The organism is Alistipes timonensis JC136 (assembly GCF_900107675.1).
In the GTDB taxonomy this organism is placed as follows: domain Bacteria; phylum Bacteroidota; class Bacteroidia; order Bacteroidales; family Rikenellaceae; genus Alistipes; species Alistipes timonensis.
Genome location: NZ_FNRI01000001.1, coordinates 559,426 through 581,968, shown reverse-complemented (window position 1 = coordinate 581,968; position 22,543 = coordinate 559,426). Strand labels below are relative to the sequence as shown.

Sequence of the window (22,543 nt, the reverse complement as noted above, 5' to 3'; positions counted from 1 at the left end):
CACTAAGCCAGCAGGGCGCCGAGGTCGGTCAGTTCGGCGAAGTTGTTGACGATTACGTCGGCAGGGGTTTCGCGCTCCAGCGCCTCGCGCGGCAGGGTGGTCGTCAGGGCCACGATACGGCCCGCACCCGCCCGTTTGGCCGATTCGAAGCCGGCCTTGGCGTCCTCGAAGACCACGCAGTCGGCAGGGACGATGCCCAGCGCGGCGGCCGCTGTGAGATAGATTTCCGGGTCGGGTTTGCAGCGCGTGACCATGTCGCCCGAGACCTTCGCGTCGAAATAGGGGCTGATGGCGCACTTTTCGAGCACGAAATCGACGTTGGCCTTGCAGCCCGACGAACCCACGGCACAACGGACACCCGCTGCGCGGAGCCGTTCGAGCAGTTCGACGAGTCCTTCGACGGGATGGATGTCGGGGGCGTAGATTTCGCGGTAGATGGCCTCCTTCTCCTCGGCAAGCGCCGCGAGGCCCTTTTCGCGAATGATCTCTGCGGGCATGACTGCACGCATGATGTCGTCGTTGCCCATGCCGAAACTGTCGGCGAGTTTCGCTTTCCAGTCGGTGACGCCGTAACGGGCGCAGAATATCTCAAAGGCACGGACATGCACCGGGGAGTTGTCCACCAGCGTACCGTCCATATCGAACAGGGCTGCTTTTTTCATCGTTGTTTTTGTTTTGGCAACGCAAAGGTAGAAAAAAAGCCTGACGGTTCCAAAATCGGATTGGCTGCGGTTCAGAATTTGAGCCGCAGGCTGAGGTTGACGGCGAAATTCTGCACCTCCTGCCCGGGCGTGGGGGCGCGGTGGGTGAGCCGCCAGATGCAGTCCACACGGAAGAGTTTGAAGATGTTCTCCACGCCGAATCCCATTTCGACGTAAGGGTCCGATACGGAGGTCATGCCCACGGGGAACAGCAGGTCGGCCTGCGTCCCGGCCAGCGAGCCGTTGTTCTCTCTCGACAGCGTGCCCCAGACCCCTTTGCAGACCAACACCTCGCGCCATTTGAGCTTTTTGATGAGTGGCAGGCGTCCCAGCAGGATGCCGTTGAAATGGTGCTCCCAGAACCACGCCACCCAGGCGTCCGAGGCGAACTCGTAGAAATTCATGCACGAAAAGGCGTAGGGATCGTAAAAATAGGTGCCGTTGCCCTCGTGGAGTTTCAGCAGCAGGTAAGGGACCTTGCCGAAGACGCGGCCGCCCTGCACCGTGATGTCCGAATAGCCCAGCGGCGGCAGTTCTGGCCGGTAGCGGATGCCGGCGTCGAGGCGGTAGTATTCGTGACTGCCCGACAGCGCATCGGGAATGCCTGCCGTGAATCCGAGCGTCAGAATGGGGTAGACCGAGCCCATCGACTGTTTGTCGAAAGGCATGCGGTAGACCGTTTCGTTTTTCGAGAGGCGCAGGCCGACGCTTACCGCGGCGTCCGATACCGAGTTGACCGGCGTGCCGTCGGGCCTCAGCATCGGGACATAGCGGTTGGCGAAGATGCGCTGCATGCGCGCGCCGGCAAACGAGCTCACGCCGTGGCACCACTCGTGCTCGTAGACCGCTTCGCCGCGGTTGACCATCGAGAGCCGCTGGTCGCCGCGCGAGAGGATCGACGAGAGGATATTGCTCTCCGTGAGGGCGTTCTGTCCGGCGCCAAGCTGCATCACGTCGTGCCGGGCCGAGAGGGTCAGCTTGCGCGTCAGCCGGCGGTTGAAGGCCAGTTCGATGCTTCCGCCGCCTTTCACGTCCTCGTCGCGCGTGCCGTAGGCTACGTAGCCCCCGATGCGCACCGTGCGGCTGACGTTGGTGGTCGTGCGCCCTCCCAACTGCATGCGGAAACCCTCGAGCTTGTTGAAGCTGGCGAGTTTGTAGTAGGGACCGATGCCGATGTATTTCGTGTTCCAGTAGCCGACGATCACCGTGTTGATGAACGTGTAGATGTTGCGGTACAAGGGCACGTGCTGCACCGAGTCGACCATCGAATAGATGCCCTTCTCCTTTTCGCTCAGTGCGTAGGGGCGTATCCGTTCCCAGTAGGCTTCGTCGTGCCGGGCGGGCTGTTCGTCGCGGACCACGACGTTGTTGTCCATGCGCAGAACTTCATCGGGGATCGGTTCGCCGATCCGCACGTCGCTGTAAGCCACCTCGCGCGTGCCGATGAACGAGGTGAGTTTCGACGAGTCGGCCTCCGAGATGGAGAACTCCGCCGACACGCGGTCGCGGCTGCGGAACCAGCAGCCGTCGTCGGTCTGTCGGTTTTCGTTCTCGAGCATCATGTGTTTGATCCAGTTGACGTTGACGCCTTTGGGCATGCGCGCCGACGCCGACTGCAGGGCGTAGGTCGCCGAGTCGATGTTGACTTCGCCGTCGAGTACCGGGGTTGTGAGGCGTTTGGGGTGGAAGCGGATCTTGTAGGTCTTGCGGCCTCCGAGCGTGATGCTGTCCACCAGGAAATAGTTGTAGAAGGCGCGGCCTCCGTCGGCCAGCGGGCTGGCGAAGCGCACGTTGAAGATGTCGATGAAATTGTCGTAGAAATTCACGTCGCCGTGCATGCCGCCCGTGAACTGGGCCACGGCGAAGCTGTCCTCGACGCCCGAGACGCGGCTGGCGCGGATCACCTCGCGTTTGAACTCCGGACGGCGGCTGCGGTAGAGGTCGGCCGTCGATTCGGAAATCATCGCCGGCAGGTAGGCCTGTCCCGTGAGCGCCGAGGTGTCGACGTAATCGAATACGAAACCGAAATTGCGTTGCAGACGCTTGCTTCGGAACTGCGGCCTGATGTTCGTCAGGTCGAGTTCCATTTTGGTATAGGTGCGGCAACTGTACGTATCGTACCGGTCGGGGTCGTTCTGCGGCTTGTTGCGGATCACGCCGTCGAGGATCGGATGCGCGGGATTCTCGCCGGGAGTGATGACCACCTGTCCGATGCCGAACTCCACGGTTTCGAGGGCGAAATCCACGTGATTGAAGGTCCCGGGTGTCACCGGGCGGGTTTGCGTGGCGTAACCGACCATCGAGGCCTGCACGCGGCTGACCGTGTCGCGGGTCTCGAGGGCGTAAATGCCCTGTTCGTCGGTGATGATGCCCGTCGTGGTGCCGGGGAATACGACGCTGACGAATTGCAGCGGCTTTCCGTCGGCGGCGTCGGTCACCTGCCCGCGGACACGTGTGGTCTGTGCCGAGGCTCCTGCCGCCCAGAGAATTCCGAGCAGAAACGTGATAATCGTCCTTTGCGTCATACCGCGGCAAATGTAGCAAAAATGTACACATTCGGGTAATTTGAATTACCTTTGCGGCAAATTAGCCGATAAAAGGAACAATATGGCACACGGGAAGGTTGAAAAGACAAATGCCGCGCGGTTGCTCGACCGTGCGAAGATCGCCTATGAACTGATACCTTATCAGGTGGACGAGGAGCACCTCGCTGCCACGCACGTCGCCGAACAACTGGGCGAGGAGATCGCCTGCGTCTTCAAAACCCTCGTGCTGAGAGGCGACCGCACGGGCTGTTTCGTCTGCGTCGTGCCGGGCGACCACGAGGTCGATCTGAAAGCCGCGGCGAAAGTCTCGGGCAACAAGAAGGTCGACCTGATTCCGATGAAGGAGCTGCTGCCCGTCACGGGCTACATCCGCGGAGGCTGTTCGCCGATCGGCATGAAGAAAGCCTTTCCGACCTATATCCACGCATCGGCTTCCGAACACCCCTTTATTTATATCAGCGCCGGGGTCCGCGGCCTGCAGCTCAAACTCGCACCCGCCGACCTGGCGGCCTATGTGCGGGCGGCGTTCGCCGAAATCAGCAGGAGAGGTGAACGTTAAAACCGGGCCGGGGCGGGTCCGATAAGTCGTGTCATTGCGAGGAGGACGCATGTCCGACGCGGCAATCCACGCTGGATCTGCAGCGTCTCGATTCCCGATCGGATTGCCACGGCATCTGCGATGCTTCGCAATGACAGGAACGGCGCAGAAGAGGATGGAAAGCGTTCCGAAGCCACCGTCGCCCCTAAATCCGGCTTCTAAAGCCGGTACATCTCTTCGTAATATTTTTCGTATTCCCCGGAGGTGATATTGTCCATCCACGGCTGGTTGTCGAGATACCAGCGGACGGTCTTTTCGATGCCCTCCTCGAACTGCAGCGAGGGTTCCCATCCGAGTTCTTCTTTGAGCTTGCGCGAGTCGATGGCGTAGCGCAGGTCGTGTCCCGCACGGTCGGTGACGTAGGTGATGAGCTTCTCCGAAGTCCCCTCGGGACGCCCCAGCAGGCGGTCGGTGACCCGGATGACAACCCGTATGAGGTCGATGTTGCGCCATTCGTTGAATCCCCCGATGTTGTAGGTCTCGCCGTCGCGGCCCCGGTGGAAGATCGTGTCGATGGCCCGGGCATGGTCCTCGACATAGAGCCAGTCGCGGACGTTTTCGCCCCGGCCGTAGACCGGCAGCGGCTTGTTGTGACGGATGTTGTTGATGAACAGCGGGATGAGCTTCTCGGGAAATTGGTAGGGCCCGTAGTTGTTCGAACAGTTGGTGACCACAGCGGGAAGCCCGTAGGTGTCGTGAAAAGCCCTTACGAAATGGTCCGACGACGCCTTCGACGCCGAATAGGGGCTGTGGGGATCGTAGCGCGTGGTCTCGGTGAAGAGTCCGCCGCCGAGCGGCAGAGCTCCATACACCTCGTCGGTCGAGATGTGGTAGAACCGTTTGCCCTCCCAGGCGCCTCCCCAGACCTCCTTCGCGGCCTGCAGGAGCGTGAGCGTCCCCATGACGTTGGTGCGCGCGAAGGTGAACGGATCGCGGATCGAGCGGTCCACGTGGCTCTCGGCCGCGAGGTGGATCACCCCGTCGACGGCGTATTCCGCGAACAGCGCGCGCATGGCGTCGTAGTCGCAGATGTCGCCCCGGACGAAGGTGTAGTTGGGGGCGTTCTCGATGTCGCGGAGGTTGGCGAGGTTGCCCGCATAGGTCAGCAGGTCGAGGTTGACGATCCGGTAGTCGGGGTATTTCGTGACGAACAGCCGCACGACGTGCGAGCCGATGAATCCGGCGCCGCCGGTTATGAGGATGGTGCGTTTCATGCTTGCATTGTTTTCAGACAGTAGAGCATCGACTCCCGCCAGTGGGGAATTTCGATGCCGAACGTCGTTTTGAATTTGCTCTTGTCGAGGACCGAATAGGCCGGGCGGGGGGCCTTGGACGGATATTCGGCCGTGTGGCACGGCTCGATGCGGCATTTGTCGTGCCCGGCCGCCGCGGCGATCTCCACGGCGAAGTCGTACCAGGACGAGACGCCCTCGTTCGAGAAGTGGTAAAGCCCCTCGTGGCCGCGGAACTGTTGGCCCTCGATCACCGAGAAGATCCCCAGCGCGAGGTCCCCGGCATAGGTCGGAGTTCCGATCTGGTCGAAGACCACGTTCAGCGACTCCCGTTCGGCCGTCAGCCGCAGCATCGTTTTCAGAAAATTGTTCCCGAATGCCGAATAGAGCCATGCCGTGCGCAGGATCAGGTAACTGCATCCCGATGCCTCGACGGCCTGTTCCCCGGCGAGCTTCGTGCGTCCGTAGACGCCCAGCGGCGCTGTCGGGGCCTGCTCGGTGTAGGGTGTGTGGGCTGTTCCGTCGAAGACGTAGTCGGTCGAAATGTGGATCAGCGTGGCTCCCGTGGCGGCTGCCGCCGCCGCGAGGTTCGCAGGGGCGAGGCGGTTCAGGCGGTCGGCCGTCGCCTCGTCCTCCTCGGCGCGCTCCACATTGGTGTAGGCCGCGCAGTTGACGATCGCTTCGGCGCGGGTCTGCTCCGCGGCCCGGAGGACGGCCACGGCGTCGGTGACGTCGAGTTCCGCCACGTCGGTGAAGATGTAATTGTTGGGCGATACGGCGCCCAAACGCTGCATTTCGCAGCCCAACTGTCCGTTGGCGCCCGTTACTAATATGTTCATGGTTTTCGGTATTCAAACAGTTTTCCGGCTTCGGCCAGCGTCGGACGGCGGCGGTCCTTCTCCGAGAGCACGACGGCGTCGGCCGGAAGCCGCCAGTCGATACCCAGCGCGGGGTCGTCCCAGGCGATGCCGTCCTCGCTCGCGGGGGCATAGTAGTTGTCGCATTTGTACTGGAACACGGCTTCGTCGCTCAGCACGGCGAATCCGTGGGCGAATCCGCGGGGGATGAACAGTTGGCGGTGGTTCTCGCCCGAGAGCTCCGCGGCGACGTGCCGCCCGAAGGTGGGCGATCCGCGGCGGATGTCTACCGCCACGTCGAGCACCGTGCCCGAGACTACGCGCACCAGCTTGGCCTGCGCGGCTTCTCCGCGCTGGAAATGAAGCCCCCGGACTACGCCGTAGCGGGATTTCGATTCGTTGTCCTGCACGAAGTCCACCGCGCCTGCGGCCTCTTCGAAACGCTGCCGGGAGAAGCTCTCGAAGAAATAGCCCCGGGCGTCGCCGAACAGGTCGGGTTCGAGGATCAGCACCCCTTCGATGTCGGTTCGGTATATTTTCATTTGTGTTCGTCGATGAGTTTGAGCAGGTATTGCCCGTACTGGTTTTTAAGCATCGGCGCAGCCAGTTCGCGGACCTTGCCGGCCGTGATCCAGCCGTTGCGGTAGGCGATGCCTTCGAGGCAGGCGATTTTGAGTCCCTGACGCTTCTCGATCACCTCCACGAAGATCGAGGCTTCGGCCAGCGAGTCGTGCGTGCCCGTATCGAGCCATGCGAAACCCCGTTGAAGGGTCTGCACTTTCAACTCCCCGTCGCCGAGGAACGCCTGGTTTACCGAAGTGATCTCCAGTTCGCCGCGTGCCGAGGGTTTGATCGATTTGGCCACCCGGACCACTTTGTTGGGGTAGAAATAGAGACCCACGACGGCGTAATTGGATTTCGGATGCGCGGGCTTCTCCTCGATCGAGAGGCAGTTGCCTGCGGCGTCGAATTCCGCCACGCCGTAACGCTCGGGGTCCTCGACGCGGTAGCCGAAGATCGTCGCTTTCTGTTCTTCTTCAGCCGTCCGCACGGCTTCCCGGAGCATTCCCGTGAAGCCCGAGCCGTGGAAGATGTTGTCGCCCAGCACCAGACATACCGAGTCGCCGCCGATGAACTCCTCGCCGATCAGGAACGCCTGCGCCAGTCCGTCGGGCGAGGGCTGTTCGGCATAGGAGAACCGTACGCCGTAATCCGAGCCGTCGCCCAGCAGGCGGCGGAAAGCCGGCAGGTCGGCGGGGGTCGAGATGACGAGTATGTCGCGGATGCCGGCGAGCATCAGCGCCGACAGCGGGTAATAGACCATCGGTTTGTCATAAATAGGGAGCAGTTGTTTGCTGACCCCTTTGGTTATCGGATAGAGGCGCGTTCCCGAGCCTCCCGCCAAGACAATGCCTTTCATATCGTTGTGTGTTGATACCTCCCTGCGGTTTCCGCACGGGGAAATTTCAGTCGAAGGTACGGCTTTTTTGCGAATTTCCGGTATCCCGGGCCTGATTTTTTGTAAAGTATCGCTATCTTTACCAACAATTTATTTTGACTATGAAGAATACGGCGACCAACGGCTTGTTCGCCCTGCTGCGGGCGACGCTGCACGGGAAGATGGAAGATACGGCGCTTTTCGCACGATGCGACGAAGCATGCTGGGGCGAGATTTACCGCCGCTCGTCGGTGCAGGGCGTCTTGGCGGTGGCTTGGGATGGATTGCAGATGTTGCCCGGCGAGCTGCGTCCGCCGCGGGCATTGCTGCTGGAGTGGGCTTTCAACGTCGAGCAGATCGAGAAACGCTACCGCCGTCACGAGGCGGCCGTCACGCGCCTCGCGGCATTCTACCACAAACACGGCTTTCCGATGATGCTCCTCAAAGGTTACGGACTGAGCCTTTCCTATCCCGTTCCGTCGCACCGTCCGTTCGGGGACATCGACATCTGGTTGTACGGGCGTCAGCCCGAGGCCGACCGGGTCGTTGCCCGCGAGCTGGGCCTGCGGATCGACGAGGACAAGGAGCACCATACGACCTTTCTTTTCGACGGCATTATGGTCGAAAACCATTACGATCTCGTCAACAACGAGACCCATAGTTCCAATCGTCGGATCGAACAGCCGCTCAAACGCTTCGCGGCGCAGCCCGGGGAGTCCGTCGAACTCGGGGGCGTGCCGGTCGGACTGCCTTCGGGGCCCTTCAACGCGCTGTTCCTGCTGCGCCATGCCGCGGTGCATTTCGCCGCCGTCAACATCGGGCTCCGGCACGTGCTGGACTGGTATGTCTTCATCGAACGCAATGCCGGTAAGATCGGCTGGGAGGAGCTTTATGCGCTGGCCCGCGAGGCGAATATGGACCGTTTCCTGGGGTGTCTTAATGCCATCTGTGTCGAAGACCTGGGGCTCGATCCTTCCCTGCTTCCGCCGTTTACCGTCGATCCGAAACTGAAGGAGCGGGTGCTGAACGAGATTCTCTCACCCGAATTTTCGGTCCCGAAGCCGACCGGACTGCTGCCTAACATGTGGTTCAAAACCCGCCGCTGGTGGGCTAACCGCTGGAAACACCGGATCGTCTACGACGAGGGCCTTGGCGGAGCTTTCGTGAACTCCGTGCGGGTGCACCTGAAACGTCCGAAATCCATCTCCGCATAAGACGACCGGGGCCGGCATGACCGGCCCCGTGTCGTTTACAGCGCGATCGTCCTCGTGATGCCGACCTCCTCGGCGAAACGGCTGTCGTGGGAGATCAGCAGCACCGTGCCCCGGTAGCTGCGGATCGTGTCGGTCAGGATGCCGAGGCTCTGCAGGTCGAGGTTGTTCGTCGGCTCGTCGAGGATGAAGAGGTCCGGCACGTGGTTCTCGATCATCAGGCAGCAGAGGCTCAGCCGCATCCGTTCGCCGCCGCTGAGCGTGTCGCACGCCTTGTCCCACGTCTCCGCGGGAAACAGCGCCCGGTGGAGCCGCATTTTCAGTTCGTGATCTTCCAGATGGTTGCGGTTGCACGCCTGCGCGGCTTCCAGCACGGTCGCCGGAGTGTCGAGGCGGCTGTATTCCTGATCGAGACAGACATAGGAAAACCCGTTCCGGCGGATTTCTCCCTCGGTGGGTTTCAACTCCCCGGTCAGCAGTTTTACGAGGGTGGTTTTGCCCGTTCCGTTGCCGCCCCGCAGGCGGATGCGTTCCCCGCTGCGAATCGTCGCGTCGAGTGGTCCTTCCCAGAGCGGCGTGCCTCCGGGGTAGGCGAAATTGACGCCCCGGAACTCCGCCAGCAGCTTGCCGTCGTGGAGCTGTGCATCGTCGAAATCTATTCGCAACAGGCATTCGCGCTGCTGCATGGCGCGCAGTCCGGCGATCTTTTCGCGGTCGCGGCCGATGATCTCGGCGTGTTGGTCCCGGAGCCGCGAGGCTGTCCGCTCGCCGCTGTCCTTCAGTCCCTTGCGCAGAATGCGCGGCGCCTGGTCCTTATTTTTCTCGCCTTGCGCAACCCGTTTTTCCTGCCGTTCGCGGACCTCCTGCGCCCGCCTGCGGGCCAGTTTCAGAGCACTCTGCGCGGCGTCGAGGTGTTGTTCGAGGGCCTGCCGTTCGATTTGTTTCTGCTGACGGTAGAAATCGTAATTTCCGCCGTAGCGTTTCAGTCCCAGCGGCGAGAGTTCGTAGATCGTTTCCAGCAGGTTCAAAAGCGTGATGTCGTGGCTCACGACCACTACGGTAGCCCGCGTGTCGCGGACGAAGGCGTAGAGCTGCCGCCGCCCCGCCTCGTCGAGGTGGTTGGTCGGCTCGTCCAGCAGGAGTATCTCGGGCTGGCAGAGCGTCGCTCCCGCCAACAGGAGCTTGGTTTTCTCCCCGCCGCTCAGGGCGTCGGCCGGGCTATCCGGACCGACGTGATGCAGTCCCCAGCCGTCGAGCGCCGCACGGCATTTCGATTCGATGTCCCAATCGTCGCCCAGGGCGTCGTAATGGGCCGGGTCGGTGCTTCCGGCGCAGATGGCGTGCAGGGCCGCACGTTTTTCGGCGACGCCCAGCGCCCCGGCGACGCTCAATCCGGCCAGATCGGGCTGTTGGGGGACATAATAGGGGCGTGCGGCGCAGGCGACGCTGCCCGACGCGGGTGTGAGTTCGCCCGCGAGCAGTTTCAGGAGCGTGGATTTTCCCGTTCCGTTGTTGCCGACGACGGCTGCCTTTCCGCCCGGCGGCACGGAAAATCGGATCGCTTCGAAAAGCGACTGCCGGTTGGTATAGTGATAGGAGAGATCACTGACGATGATATGCATAGATACACAATAAATGGGGGTCTTGCGTGAAGACCGGTTAAACCGATGTTTCGTTCCGAGCGGATACGGCGTCGGTCTGACTGAACCCGACCCGTTTATTGTTGTATTCTCATCGCAGTAATTATTGGTGATGGCGCGAAGATACGGATAATTTCGGGATTTCCGCACCTTTGCGCCATCGTTTGTTTCCGGAAGTGCCTTACAGGGCCCTCAATCGGTAGTCGCCGGCTTCGGCGACAGCCCGCTGCAACTCCTCGTCGGAGTACGTGCGGCCCGTGAACCGGACCTCGGCCGCCGGCGGATCGAGCGTCACCGACGCCGATACGCCTTCGAGACTGTTGAGCGCTTTCTCTACGTGCATGCGGCAATGGTTGCACATCATGCCTTCCACTTGGTACTTTTTCATAATCCGTTGTTTTTTATTGGTTTTTTCCTTGTGCAGTTTCGCGCGTTTCAGGCGCAGGCTGTTGGCCACCACGCTGACGCTGCTCATCGCCATTGCCGCCCCCGCGATCATGGGGTCGAGCTGGACCCCCAGCAGCGGGTAGAGCGCACCGGCGGCCACGGGCACGCCGATCAGGTTGTAGATGAACGCCCAGAAGAGGTTTTGTCGAATGGTGCGCACCGTGAGCCGCGAGAGGCGGATGGCCTCGGCGATCTTCGTGAGCTCCGACGAGATGATCGTCACCGGGGCCGCCTCCATCGCAATATCGCTGCCGCGCCCCATGGCGATCCCGAGGTCGGCACGGGCCAGCGCCGCGCTGTCGTTGATGCCGTCGCCCGCCATGGCCACCGTATGGCCTTCGGCCTGAAGCGCTTCGATAAATTCGGCCTTTTGGTGGGGGAGCACCCCTGCGCGGGAGTTGTCGATGCCCGCCCTGCGGGCCGTTTCGCGGGCCGCCGCCTCGCCGTCGCCCGTGAGCATCCAGACCGCGATGCCCTGTTCGCGCAACTCCCGGACAGCCTCCGCCGAATGTTCTTTCAGCCGGTCGGTGATACCCGCTACGGCCAGCACCCGCTCCCCGTCGGCGAACCGGATGACGGTCTTGGCCTCCCCGTCCATTTGCTCTGCTGCCGTGCGGAGCTTGTCGTCGATGGCGATGCCGTGTTCGTGCATCAGGGTTTCGTTTCCGACGTAGTAGCTGACGCCGCCGACTGTGCCGCTTACGCCTTTTCCGGTGATGCTTTCGAAGCCTTCGACTGCCACCGGGGCGCATGCGCCGAGATGCGCGGTGACGGCCTCGGCCAGCGGGTGCTCCGAGCGTTTTTCGAGGGCGCAGAGTATATTCCGGTGCGAATCGTCGTCCCCGGCCCATACGAGGTCCGTCACCTCGGGGCGCCCTTCGGTCAGCGTCCCGGTCTTGTCCAATACTACGACATCCACTTTCACGGCCGTTTCAAGACTCTCGGCATCTTTTATCAGGATGCCGTTCTCGGCCCCTTTGCCGATTCCGGCCATGATGGCTGTGGGCGTCGCCAGCCCCAGGGCGCAGGGGCAGGCGATAATGAGCACCGTGACCAACGCCAGCAGGCCGTGCGAGAACCCGTTCTCCGGATCGAACAGCATCCATGTCGCGAACGCGACGAGGGCGATGCCGATAATCACGGGCACGAAGATGCCCGCAATGCGGTCCACGAGCTTCTGCACCGGGGCTTTGCTGCCCTGCGCCTCTTGCACCAGCCGGATGATCTGTGCCAAAAGGGTCTCGCCGCCGACCTTTGCGGCCGTGAAGCGGAAACTTCCCCGTTGGTTGACGGTTCCGGCGAACACCGCGTCGCCGGGACCTTTGGCCGCCGGGACGGGTTCTCCGGTGAGCATGCTTTCGTCGACATACGAACTGCCCTCGGCTACCGTTCCGTCTACGGCGATCCGTTCGCCCGGACGTGCGAGGAGCAGGTCGCCGGGGCGTATCTCGCCGACCGCAGTTTCGTGCTGCTGTCCGTCCGCACCGATACGGACCACGGTTGCGGGTTGCAGTCCCATCAGTTTGCGGATGGCCTCCGAGGTGTGGTCGCGGGCGCGGGCTTCGAGCAGGCGCCCCAGCAGGATGAAGGCGATGATGACGCTCGCCGCCTCGAAATAGACGTGGGGATGAATGCCCCGGGTTTCCCAGAATCCGGGAAAGAGCATGTTCGCCACGCTGAAAAGATAGGCTACTCCGGTGCTTCCGGCAACCAGCATGTCCATGTTGGCCGAGCCGCGGCGGAGCTGCCGCCAGGCATTGATGAAAAAATCACGCCCCAGTACGAATACCACCGGGGTCGACAGCAGCCACATGAATTCGTCGGCATAGGGCATCCCCATCCCGAACATCCCCACAACGACTACCGGCACCGACAGGGCTATGGCCCACGCCGTGCGGCGTTTCAGCGTGCGGTAGCGTTCTCCGGCGGCCTTTTCCGCTTCCCGGGCGGCATCCCCGGCCCCGACGATCAGGTCGTACCCGGCCTGCCGCATGGCTTCCCGCAGTGCGGCGGGTGAGCACTGCGCGGCGTCGTATTCCACCAGAACGGTCGCCGCCGCGAAATTCACCGCAGCCCGGCTTACGCCCGGAACACGGTTCAGGACTTTGTCCACCTTCGCCGCGCACGCCGCACAACTCATGCCGGCGACCGGAAAGGTCTGTTTGATGCTGTGATTTTCCATGGTTCCGTTACCTTTTTGCTTCATTGCAAAGGTAACGCCGCGGGGCCGCAGGGCCGTTACAGAATTATGGAATAGATTTACAAGATTTGGCCGTTATACTTTGTCGAGGGGTTTCCGATGCCCCGCGGCCTGTTCCCGAAAGCGGGTCGGGGTCATTCCCGTCAGGCTTTTGAACTGCGCGCTGAGGTGGGCGGCGCTCGAATAGTTCATCAGGTCGGCGATCTCGCCGAGCGACAGCTCGCCGTAGGTCAGCAACTCTTTCACCCGCTCGATTTTCTGGGCGATGAAGTATTTTTCGACGGTGGTTCCGGTCGTTTCGGAGAAGAGTTTGCTGATCTGGCTGTATTCATGGTGCGTGGCTTCAGTCAGCCGGTCGGAGAGGTTGACCCGCAGGGCCCCGTTGTCGCGGTGCACCAGCCGGATTATTTCGGCTTTCACCCGTTCGACGATCTGCTGCCGGGGTTCGTCGATGAGCTCGAACCCCAATTCCCGCAGCCGTGCGTCCAGCCGCTTCCGCTGTTCATCTTCCACCGCAACCGCGGTGCGCACCACGCCCAGTTCGACCGAAAGGGGCTCGATTCCCAGCTCGGCGAACAACTCCCGCACGACCATCCGGCAACGGTCGCACACCATGTTGCGAATGTATAGCGTGTCGGTCGTTTCCATTATTTGATGGTCAAATCCTCCGGGCGGACCTTGGGGACGTAGTGCGTATCGTTTTCACGGTAGTAGGCGCGTTCGCCGTCTGCGCCGATCGGCACCAGTTCGATCTTTTCGATGCCCCGGCCGATGGCGAGGATCAGCAGCGGCTCCCATTCCAGCCCGAACTCCTGCCGGATGCGCTCCTTGTCGAAAGCTCCGATGCAGATGCCGTTCAGCCCGATCTCCGCCGCCTGCAGCAGCATGCTCTGAGCCGATATGCCGAGGTCGATGTCGACGTAACGGTCTTCCGCTGCGGTCGAACAGATGATGATGAAGGCATTGGGCTCGGTGCCCGGCAGGGGGAGGTGCAGGTGGGGCAGGGCCCCTCCGAGACGGATGTGCTCCAGTACTTTCTGCGCTTCGCCGGACAATACGGGACGGAACCGCAATACCTGCTGATTCCGCGCCGAGGGGATTTTGGCATTTACTGCGATGATGCGCCGGAGCTGGTCCTCGCGGACGATGAAATTCGCGTCGTAGCCGCGGTGGCTGCGGTTTTTCAGCAACAGTCGGCCGAGCGTCGCCAGGGGTCTGCGGCTGCCTTGTCCCGCTGTCGTCCGGGCCCGGTATTCCTCCATTTTCCGTTCCAGATAGTTGTCTGCCATGGTTCGTTTCCGTTAATTGAAGCAAAGATAGTACAAACCGGGTATAAAGACAAAAAAAGCGGCAATCGTGTGACTGCCGCTTCTTTCCGTGATCCCGCTGGAATCTTTTGTGATTCAGCTGGAATCAAAAGTGATCCGTCTGGGGTTTACCTCCAAATCCGTGCTATATATGGGCTACAGGGGCTTTTGGCGGATTATCCCTCTTCGTTTATACCCTAATTAATGCCCTCAAAATTACCGCAGGTCACACACAGGTTATACAACAGATTTGCCGATGGACGTTGCCGTGACGCAATTGGTTACGCGGAGGGGCAAGTCCGGAGGCTGTGCGCAACGTGATGACTAAGAACGTCAACCTGTGGGTGGATGCCGAACTGACATGGATATTCGACGATGCATGGATGCGTTGCGTTGGCCAGACGGATCCGGTCAGCCTGCGGGGTTGTGACTGTTGGGGTGGACTCGACCTGTCGAACGTGGGCGATGTGACCGCATTCGTGCTGCTCTTCCATGAAAACGACCGCTTCCAGCTCCTGCCGTTCTTCTGGATTCCGGAAGACAAGACGTTGGAGAAGGTAAAGAAGGAAAATATCAATTACGACAAGTGGGTGGCCGAGGGGTATGTGACCGTCACGCCCGGCAACGTGGTGGATTATGACTTCGTGAAGGCTGATATCCTCCGCGTAACCGCCGGCTACAACCTGAAATCCATCTCTTACGACCGCTGGAACGCCTCGTAGACGATCATAGACCTGCAAAACGAGGGGATGGAATTCTCTCCGTTTGGGCAGGGGTTCGGCTCGATGTCGGCTCCGACCAAACAATTCGAGGCACTTGTGCTGACCGGAGAACTGGAACACTTCGGGAATCCGGTATTGAGGTGGATGCTGGCATCAACGGTGGTGCAGACCGATCCGGCAGGCAATATCAAACTGGACAAGCGCAAGTCGATGCAGAAGATCGACAGCATCGTCGCCTCGATCATGGTCCTCGGTGAGTGGCTGACCGATCAGGCGAAAAACGAATCCAACCCGTACAACGACCGGGGAATGCTTAGACTGTTGTAATGAGGAAACGGAAAGATAGCCTAAGGTGCGGCTATGTGATGCCCCGCATAAGGTGGCCCGGCGCGAGAAGATCGAGTCGGAGCTGTCGGCTATTCTCCACATCGATCCGGCCATGCAGAAGTTGCTCTCTGCTGACGGTTTCGCGGATTACTACTTCGAAATGCAAGACCTGTATCCCTCGCAGATGGAGGCTTACGAACGGCTGGAGAATTTCCACATTCAGGTAACAGGCCGTCGACGGTACTCCGAATTTGACTCCTTTAGAAAGGTACTGGACAGGCGGCTGAAAAAGAAGCAAAAGGGTTGGCCAATAAAAATATCGCTCATTAAACTTCTAAAATATCGCTCAAAAGAGGTGATCTTTAAACAGTCTTTCATATATTTGTGAGCGATAAAAATTTATCAGCATGAAAAACGGAAGAACAGACAGTATTATTCAGTATGTTCGGGAGCATCCAGGAGTATCTTCATCCGATATAATAACAGGGCTTGGACTGAATATTTCGCCGGCAACCTTACGACGGGATCTCGCTTTACTGGTCGCAGATAACAAGCTCTCAGTCGAGGGGCAGAATAAAGGAACACGATATTTTGTCTCGCCGACCTATGATATGCTAGCGCCAATAGACGTTGAAATGTATTTCAAAAAAGAGATTGACCAGCGTAAAATTATAGATCATTTTAATTTTGAGCTACTCGGCATTCTGAAAGATGCCCCGTTGTTTACCAAACGTGAGCATGAGAAACTTATCGGGCTGCAACAGCAGTTTCGGGAAAATGTGGCCAAACTGACCCCGGCGCAATATAAAAAGGAAATGGAACGTTTGGCGGTGGATTTGAGTTGGAAGTCCTCGCAGATCGAAGGAAACACATATTCATTGCTGGAAACAGAGCGATTGCTGTTGGAGAAAGAAACAGCATCCGGCAAGTCGCTGGGAGAAGCCACTATGCTTCTCAACCACAAAGAGGCATTGGATTATCTGATCGAGAATCCGAATTATCTCCAGCCGCTGAGCGTAGCGAAAATTGAGAACATACACGGCATACTGATACATGATTTAGATGCGGACAGGAACATCCGCACCAGGCGTATAGGTATTACAGGTACGAATTATCGGCCGTTGGATAATGAATTTCAGATCCGAGAGGCATTGGATGATGTTTGCGATCTGGTGAATCGCCGCGAAGATATATTTGAAAAGGCTCTTCTGCTGCTTGTGTTGATATCTTACATCCAGCCGTTCAACGATGGAAATAAGCGGACGGCTCGTATAGTAAGTAATGCCGAACTTATGGCAAATTATTACTGCCCAATCTCTTTTCGTACAATTGACTCAGTGGAATACAAAAAAGCAATGCTGGTTTTCTATGAGCAAAATAACATATCAGTCTTTAAGCAGATATTCATTGATCAGTTTGAGTTTGCGGTAACTACATATTTTTAGTTTGAAATTATTAAAAGACAAAAATAAAATGGCAAAACGATTACGTCGGAATTTATGCAGATGGCCATGGTTATTTATGAACTAAAAAAATAAAAATATATGCAAAATCTTTTGACCGAATTGACAAGTCTACTGAAGCACGATGAAAGGTTAGTTGTAGAAGGGAAGTTACTTAAGAACAAGATTATCGAATTGGCATTACAACTCGATCCCACATTAATAGGAATGCTGCTTTCCCATGCGAGCATAAAAAAACACTTCTTCCAAGAGGTAAACAAAGTGCAAGTTTTCGATAAGATTAGATTTCAAAAATTTGTCAGCAACAAAGCATTTTTACCCGACAGTTACACTGCTTTCAAAAATAAGGTTGGATTATTAGATGACGATGAATTTATCTCCGGCGGCAACGAAGTGGTCTTGGCATGGCCCTATAAAGATTGTGTTCTTGAAGGAGGGCAAACTAAAGAGGATGCCAAAAGAGATGAATTATTTTGGAACGAGACATTGGCTCCAGACCAGATAGATAGACTTCTACAGCCCAAAGCTATTGGACATGTTGAATTTTATAATAAAGACAAGACGGAGAAAATAAACACATTCAATGGATTGAATAACCTATTAATTCGGGGTAATAATTTGCTGGCGTTGCATAGTTTAAAAAAAGTATATGCGAATAAAGTTCGATTAATCTATGTTGATCCTCCTTTCAATACAGGTAACGACACTTTCTCCTATAACGACAAATTTACCCATTCTACATGGTTGACATTTATGAAAAACCGCCTGGAGATCGCAAAAGAACTCTTAGCGCCGGATGGTTCTATATTTGTCCATTTAGATCATAATGAAGCTCATTATTGTAAAATATTAATGGATGAGATTTTTGGTCGAGAACATTTCATTAATGAGATTATATGGTGTTATACAGGCCCTGGATCCCCAGGAATGCGACAATTCAGTCGTAAACATGATAATATACTTTGGTATGGTAAGGGTGATAGCTGGATTTTTAATAGCGATGATATTAGGGTGGAATCTGAAGTACATTCCGGTGGATTTAATGGGGAAATGAATAAAAATGTCAGTGAAGGGTACACCAATAAAGGCAAAATTCCCGAAGATTGGTGGGAGTTTGCAGTAACTTCACGGTTCAAAGTTGATGGTTTAAAAAGAACAGGATACAATACCGAAAAGCCATTTAAATTATTGGAACGGATTATTAAAGCCACTTCCAATGAGAACGACATCGTGATGGACTTTTTCGGAGGAAGTGCAAGTACAGCATATGTGGCATCTTCTCTGGGTAGGAGATATATTACGATCGAGCAAATGGATAACACGATAGATATTGCAAAAGAAAGGCTGAAAAAATGCAGTTCTTTTGTTTATATAGAATTATTGGAAAATAAGAAATTTGCATTATCGGCATTAACCACTGCCAAAACAAAGGAGGATTTGTGGCGAATATACGCTATGTTCAGAAACTCGTCTTTCCTAAGTTATAGAATAGAGCGAAAACATATAGAAGCATTTGAGAATGCATTTGATGAGGTGTCGTTTGAAGATTGTTATCAATTTCTATTGGAATGTTTCGATTTGAATAATTTGTATGTTAATTATTCTGAAATCGCAGATACGGATTTTGGCCTTACCTCTGAAACTATCAAGCAAAATCATAATTTTTACAATCAAATTATAAAATAATGGCGTCGTTTGTAAATGCTTTTAAATGGGCATGTTCTGCAGAAAGCTGGGCTGAAGCGAACAGAAGAGCTGAAATCCGTATTAAAACAGAATATAAGCGAGACATACGTCTAGATGATAAACAACGAATAGAGAAGATAGCAATTGGATATATTGGGGAGTTTGCTTTTAAGGAGTGGTGTCGGCAAAATGAGATTGAAATAGAATATTTAGGCGAGGAGATTGGGAATACTCCTGATCATGGTGATTTTTCAGGTTGCAATAATCAGGTCATTGATGTTAAAACTCAAGAGGTATTTTATATACCCCAAGACGATTGGCGATGCGAAGTGACACAGGAGCAAATACCAAGACCTGCAGATATTTATGTCTTTTCAAAAATGCACACAACAAATAATGGTAAACGAACTTTATATATTGTTGGTTGGATGACCAAAATTGAGTTCATGCAAAATGCCCAATTTCATGCAAAAGGGACCATTTTAAAGAACAGACCAGTACATTATCCAAAATGGGATGTCACAATCGCTCAATTACAAGAATTAAGCTCGCTTGTTCCTGTACTTAAAGAAGTATGACAGTATGTTACAGACGTTAAATGACACACTCAGTGCGGCATTGAAATTTGGTGGGCCCGATTTTTACAGGAATCGAGTTCCCGGATACATATATTCCAATTTGAAAAATGGTTACGGGCAACGCCCATACCAGCAGGAAGCTTTTGGCCGGTTTGTTTATTTTTGGACCGAATACCATGACCGCCCCAGAGGTGTTCCCACCCAGTTGCTTTATCATATGGCCACCGGTAGCGGAAAAACGCTTGTCATGGCCGGGCTTATCGTGTACTTATACCAGCAAGGCTACCGTAACTTTCTGTTCTTCGTGAATAGCACCAACATCATTGAAAAAACCAAGGATAATTTTTTCAATACCGGATCATCAAAATATCTCTTTTCTGAAACGGTAACTATTGGCGACAAACAAATCAACATAAAGGAAGTAGAGAACTTTCAGACAGCTAATCAGGACGATATTAATATTGTTTTCTCTACCATACAAGGACTTCATACAAGACTTAATACCCCTAAAGAAAACAGTCTTACTTACGATGATTTTGAAGATAAAAAAATAGTTCTCATTTCCGATGAAGCCCACCATATCAATGCAGAAACGAAGAAAGGGGAATTGAGTGCTGAAGAGGCCGAAGAAATTATCAGCTGGGAAGGAACCGTGAACCGCATTTTCAATGCGAATCGCGATAATATCTTATTAGAGTTCACCGCTACCGTCGATTTAGCGCTGCCGGAGATCGCCAAAAAATACAACGACAAGCTAATTTTTGATTATCCATTAAAGCAATTCCGGAAAGACGGTTATTCCAAAGAAGTAAAAGTACTCCAAGCCGATATCTCTCAATTTGACAGGGCCTTGCAAGGGGTCTTGTTAAGCCAGTATAGGCGTAAGATATTCCAAAAACACAAAAAGCTCATCAAGCCGGTTATTCTCTTCAAATCGAAAACGATCAATGAAAGCCGGTCGTTTTTCGAGGAATTTAAAAATGGCATCAAAAACCTGAAAGTTTCTCAATTAGAAAAAATAAAACAGTCCAAGCCCGATGAAGTAATCGAGAGAGTCTTTCAATATTTAGACGCCAATCATATTACTTTAGATAATCTTATAACCGAATTAAAAGAAGATTTTTCTGAAGAGAAATTGATTTCGGTAAATAGCAAAGATGAAAGTGAGCAAAAGCAATTAGCAGTAAACTCATTAGAAAACGAGTCCAACGAGTACCGGGCCGTTTTTGCGGTAGATAAACTGAATGAAGGCTGGGATGTATTAAATCTGTTTGATATTGTCCGCTTATACGATACTCGTGATGCAAAAGCCGGGAAGCCGGGGAAAACGACAATGGCCGAAGCTCAATTAATTGGTCGAGGCGCAAGATATTGTCCTTTTCAAATAACCGAAGACCAACCTTACTTTGGTCGAAAATTCGATGATGACACTACCAACGAACTGCGAATTTGCGAAGAACTATATTATCACAGTGCATATAATCCTAAGTATATTCAAGAGTTAAATACTGCGCTCGTAGAAATCGGTATCAAAGCAAAACAAACCATTGAGCGCCCCCTTAAACTTAAGCCGGAGTTTAAAGATACACCTTTCTACAAGGTAGGATTTATCTTTCTCAATGAGCAAAAGAAATATAATCGTGAGGATATTTTCAGCCTCAAATCGAGTATAATAGAGCAAACGCACAAAGTTAATTTAAAAACGGGTTACTCTAAATCAAGTGTGGTTTTCAGTGATACTGAAGCGGCCCTGATAGAAAGGAAAGAGAAAGAATACAAATTAGCAGATTTCGGAGAGAATATTATTCGTAAAGCCCTGAATAGATTGGAGTTTTACCAATTTTCAAATCTCAAAACCTTACTGCCTAACTTGAATTCTGTTACTGAATTTATTACCTCTAATGATTATTTAGGTAAAGTCAAATTAGATATTTCTGGTTTGCCGCAGCAAATTAAGAATCTATCACAAGAGGAAAAATTAGAAGCTTCTATAAAAGTATTGGAAGAGATTGCTCCAATATTAGCCTCAGATAGAATAGAGTTTAAAGGAAGTAAAGAGTTTAAACCGTATATGCTCAAAGACCGCATTAAGGATAAAGTTTTAAACTTTTCTCTGAATGAAAACGGTGACGCAGAATTTGGCCGGTCTATGATCAATCCGGCAGAGACTAACTATTACTTGGATTTAAGCAGCAAAAACTGGTATGTATTCGATGATTGTTTTGGCACATCCGAAGAAAAATTATTGATAAAATACATCGATAAGGTGTATGAAAATCTCAAACTCCAATACGATGAAATATATCTTGTGAGAAACGAGAGATTCTTCAAAATATACAATTTTGAAGATGGCAGACCCTTAGAACCCGATTTCGTTTTATTTCTTCTAAATCATAATTCAGGAGAAGCAGTTCATTACCAAATCTTCATTGAGCCCAAAGGACAGCATCTTATACTACGAGATGAATGGAAAGAAAAGTTCTTGCTTTCATTAAAGGAAGAACATCAATTAGAGCAACTTTGGAAGGATCAAAAATATATTGTTTGGGGGATGCCGTTCTTTAATAGCCAAGTAAAAATGAATGAATTTGAGGATAGTCTTAACGAGTTAATATAGTAGGAGATAGACATACAGTTGCTAATACATCCACAAAATCTGACGATTTTTAAGTAAAGCAGAAACATCATTTATCAGCTATGTTCAAAAAGAATGAGTGTAGCTTCTGCTTGATAATTATGAGGGTTTCCCAAAGCTTGTAGAAGGTAGAGTTCGAGATCATGACCTCGGACACCGACTTTGAGATGACGCCGCTGGAGCGTATCTGAAACAGGGATATTGTCTCATGACTACAGTTTATCCGCATCTTATGTTTGCCGAAAGAACAAACAGGATACCACGGGACGAGAGCCGGATACTCTCCGACGAGTTTGAGAACGCGGTCAATAAAGCGTTGACTGCCGACAAGACCAGCAGCCCGGCCATCACTCAGGAGTCCTCGCTGGCGCTGACCGCAGTTTGGGCCTGCGTGCGGATCCTCTCGGAAACCGTCGGCATTCTGCCGATCCACCTGTACCGCCAACCGATCATGGGCGGGAGCGACAGAAGGGCCACCCTTCGGGCGGGATACTCCAAACGCCGAACAGCTTTTCCACCCGCTTCGACCTGATGCATTTTCTGATGATCTTCTGCTCGCTGTGGGGAAACGACTATGCGCGGATCTACCGGGATAAGCAATATCGCCCGTTGAGGCTCAAATATTACTATCCGGCGAAGGTCGAGCCTGTGCTGACCGATAACGAAGAACTGTTCTACCGGCTGGATAGCGGCGAGATACTCCCCGCTGACGACATGATCCACCTGAAGGGCCTCTCGACCAACGGCTACAAGGGCAAAAGTCCGATTGCCGTCCACCGCGACAACCTCGCGCTCTCCGTCTCGGCGCAGCAGTACGGCGAGATGTTCTTCAATCAAGGCGGCAATATGTCCGGAGTGTTCAAATACCTCTCGACACTCAAGCCGGAGGCATACGAGCGATTGAAAAAGGATCTGCTCGCCTAATCCATCGGACTGCATAAGGCTCACCTCCCGT

General features: G+C 54.5%; 18 protein-coding genes and 1 pseudogene. 9 read left to right on the top strand and 10 right to left on the bottom strand.

Annotation, left to right across the window (positions count from 1 at the left end):
- Positions 1-2: 2 nt before the first annotated feature.
- A complete protein-coding gene (locus BLU78_RS02345) occupies positions 3-662 on the bottom strand; it encodes an HAD family hydrolase (protein WP_010259975.1) in 660 nt (219 codons plus the stop codon).
- 71 nt (positions 663-733) lie between these two features.
- Positions 734-3,226, bottom strand: coding sequence for a DUF5686 and carboxypeptidase-like regulatory domain-containing protein (locus tag BLU78_RS02340; protein WP_010259973.1), 2,493 nt, complete (start codon positions 3,224-3,226; stop codon positions 734-736).
- An 82-nt stretch (positions 3,227-3,308) separates the two neighbouring features.
- Here BLU78_RS02340 and ybaK point away from each other — a divergent pair, with 82 nt between their 5' ends.
- Complete coding sequence (ybaK, locus tag BLU78_RS02335) at positions 3,309-3,806, top strand: Cys-tRNA(Pro) deacylase (RefSeq protein ID WP_026020611.1); 498 nt, start codon at positions 3,309-3,311, stop codon at positions 3,804-3,806.
- A gap of 197 nt (positions 3,807-4,003) precedes the next feature.
- Here ybaK and rfbB read toward each other — a convergent pair whose 3' ends face one another.
- The 4 genes from rfbB to rfbA are packed head-to-tail and all read right to left on the bottom strand — an operon-like array spanning position 4,004 to position 7,354.
- Entirely contained in the window at positions 4,004-5,059 is a 1,056-nt protein-coding gene (rfbB, locus tag BLU78_RS02330) for a dTDP-glucose 4,6-dehydratase (protein WP_010259969.1), read from the bottom strand.
- Positions 5,056-5,916 (bottom strand): dTDP-4-dehydrorhamnose reductase, encoded by an 861-nt coding sequence (gene rfbD / locus BLU78_RS02325; RefSeq protein WP_010259964.1) that lies wholly within the window; start codon positions 5,914-5,916, stop codon positions 5,056-5,058. The genes rfbB and rfbD overlap by 4 nt, the downstream gene beginning before the upstream one ends.
- Positions 5,913-6,476 (bottom strand): dTDP-4-dehydrorhamnose 3,5-epimerase, encoded by a 564-nt coding sequence (rfbC, locus tag BLU78_RS02320; RefSeq protein WP_010259961.1) that lies wholly within the window; start codon positions 6,474-6,476, stop codon positions 5,913-5,915. Before rfbC ends, rfbD begins: the two co-directional genes overlap by 4 nt.
- Positions 6,473-7,354 carry a glucose-1-phosphate thymidylyltransferase RfbA gene (gene rfbA, locus BLU78_RS02315; protein WP_010259960.1) on the bottom strand — a complete coding sequence of 294 codons (882 nt, stop codon included), beginning with the start codon at positions 7,352-7,354 and terminating at the stop codon, positions 6,473-6,475. The genes rfbC and rfbA overlap by 4 nt, the downstream gene beginning before the upstream one ends.
- A gap of 140 nt (positions 7,355-7,494) precedes the next feature.
- Between rfbA and BLU78_RS02310 the strand changes: the two genes are divergently transcribed.
- Entirely contained in the window at positions 7,495-8,586 is a 1,092-nt protein-coding gene (locus BLU78_RS02310) for a nucleotidyltransferase domain-containing protein (protein WP_010259957.1), read from the top strand.
- Positions 8,587-8,621: 35 nt separating this feature from the next.
- On the opposite strand, the gene BLU78_RS02305 is transcribed toward BLU78_RS02310, so the two are convergent.
- From BLU78_RS02305 to BLU78_RS02290, 4 genes are all read right to left on the bottom strand, one after another.
- The gene (locus BLU78_RS02305; RefSeq protein WP_010259955.1) at positions 8,622-10,205 is read right to left on the bottom strand and encodes an ABC-F family ATP-binding cassette domain-containing protein; all 1,584 of its coding nucleotides are present in this window, start codon (positions 10,203-10,205) and stop codon (positions 8,622-8,624) included.
- 199 nt (positions 10,206-10,404) lie between these two features.
- Positions 10,405-12,852: a heavy metal translocating P-type ATPase gene (locus BLU78_RS02300; protein WP_010259952.1), complete on the bottom strand. Its 2,448-nt coding sequence runs from the start codon at positions 12,850-12,852 to the stop codon at positions 10,405-10,407.
- 93 nt (positions 12,853-12,945) lie between these two features.
- Positions 12,946-13,518, bottom strand: coding sequence for a helix-turn-helix domain-containing protein (locus tag BLU78_RS02295; RefSeq protein WP_010259949.1), 573 nt, complete (start codon positions 13,516-13,518; stop codon positions 12,946-12,948).
- A complete protein-coding gene (locus BLU78_RS02290) occupies positions 13,518-14,159 on the bottom strand; it encodes a nitroreductase family protein (RefSeq protein ID WP_010259945.1) in 642 nt (213 codons plus the stop codon). The genes BLU78_RS02295 and BLU78_RS02290 overlap by 1 nt, the downstream gene beginning before the upstream one ends.
- 338 nt (positions 14,160-14,497) lie before the next feature.
- Between BLU78_RS02290 and BLU78_RS14190 the strand changes: the two are divergent.
- The 7 genes and pseudogenes from BLU78_RS14190 to BLU78_RS02250 all read left to right on the top strand — a co-directional run bounded on the left by BLU78_RS14190 (position 14,498) and on the right by BLU78_RS02250 (position 22,512).
- Positions 14,498-15,226, top strand: a pseudogene (locus BLU78_RS14190) (terminase TerL endonuclease subunit).
- A 407-nt stretch (positions 15,227-15,633) separates the two neighbouring features.
- Positions 15,634-16,671: a Fic family protein gene (locus BLU78_RS02270; RefSeq protein WP_010259933.1), complete on the top strand. Its 1,038-nt coding sequence runs from the start codon at positions 15,634-15,636 to the stop codon at positions 16,669-16,671.
- 99 nt (positions 16,672-16,770) lie between these two features.
- Positions 16,771-18,375, top strand: a complete 1,605-nt coding sequence (locus BLU78_RS02265) for a DNA methyltransferase (RefSeq protein ID WP_010259930.1) — start codon at positions 16,771-16,773, stop codon at positions 18,373-18,375.
- A complete protein-coding gene (locus tag BLU78_RS13925; protein WP_143029334.1) occupies positions 18,375-18,953 on the top strand; it encodes a hypothetical protein in 579 nt (192 codons plus the stop codon). The genes BLU78_RS02265 and BLU78_RS13925 overlap by 1 nt, the downstream gene beginning before the upstream one ends.
- A 4-nt stretch (positions 18,954-18,957) precedes the next feature.
- Positions 18,958-21,570, top strand: coding sequence for a DEAD/DEAH box helicase family protein (locus BLU78_RS02260; RefSeq protein ID WP_026020609.1), 2,613 nt, complete (start codon positions 18,958-18,960; stop codon positions 21,568-21,570).
- 250 nt (positions 21,571-21,820) lie between these two features.
- Positions 21,821-22,120 carry an HK97 family portal protein gene (locus tag BLU78_RS14075; RefSeq protein ID WP_010259922.1) on the top strand — a complete coding sequence of 100 codons (300 nt, stop codon included), beginning with the start codon at positions 21,821-21,823 and terminating at the stop codon, positions 22,118-22,120.
- Positions 22,078-22,512 carry a phage portal protein gene (locus BLU78_RS02250; protein WP_074711980.1) on the top strand — a complete coding sequence of 145 codons (435 nt, stop codon included), beginning with the start codon at positions 22,078-22,080 and terminating at the stop codon, positions 22,510-22,512. The genes BLU78_RS14075 and BLU78_RS02250 overlap by 43 nt, the downstream gene beginning before the upstream one ends.
- The last annotated feature ends 31 nt before the right edge of the window (positions 22,513-22,543 follow it).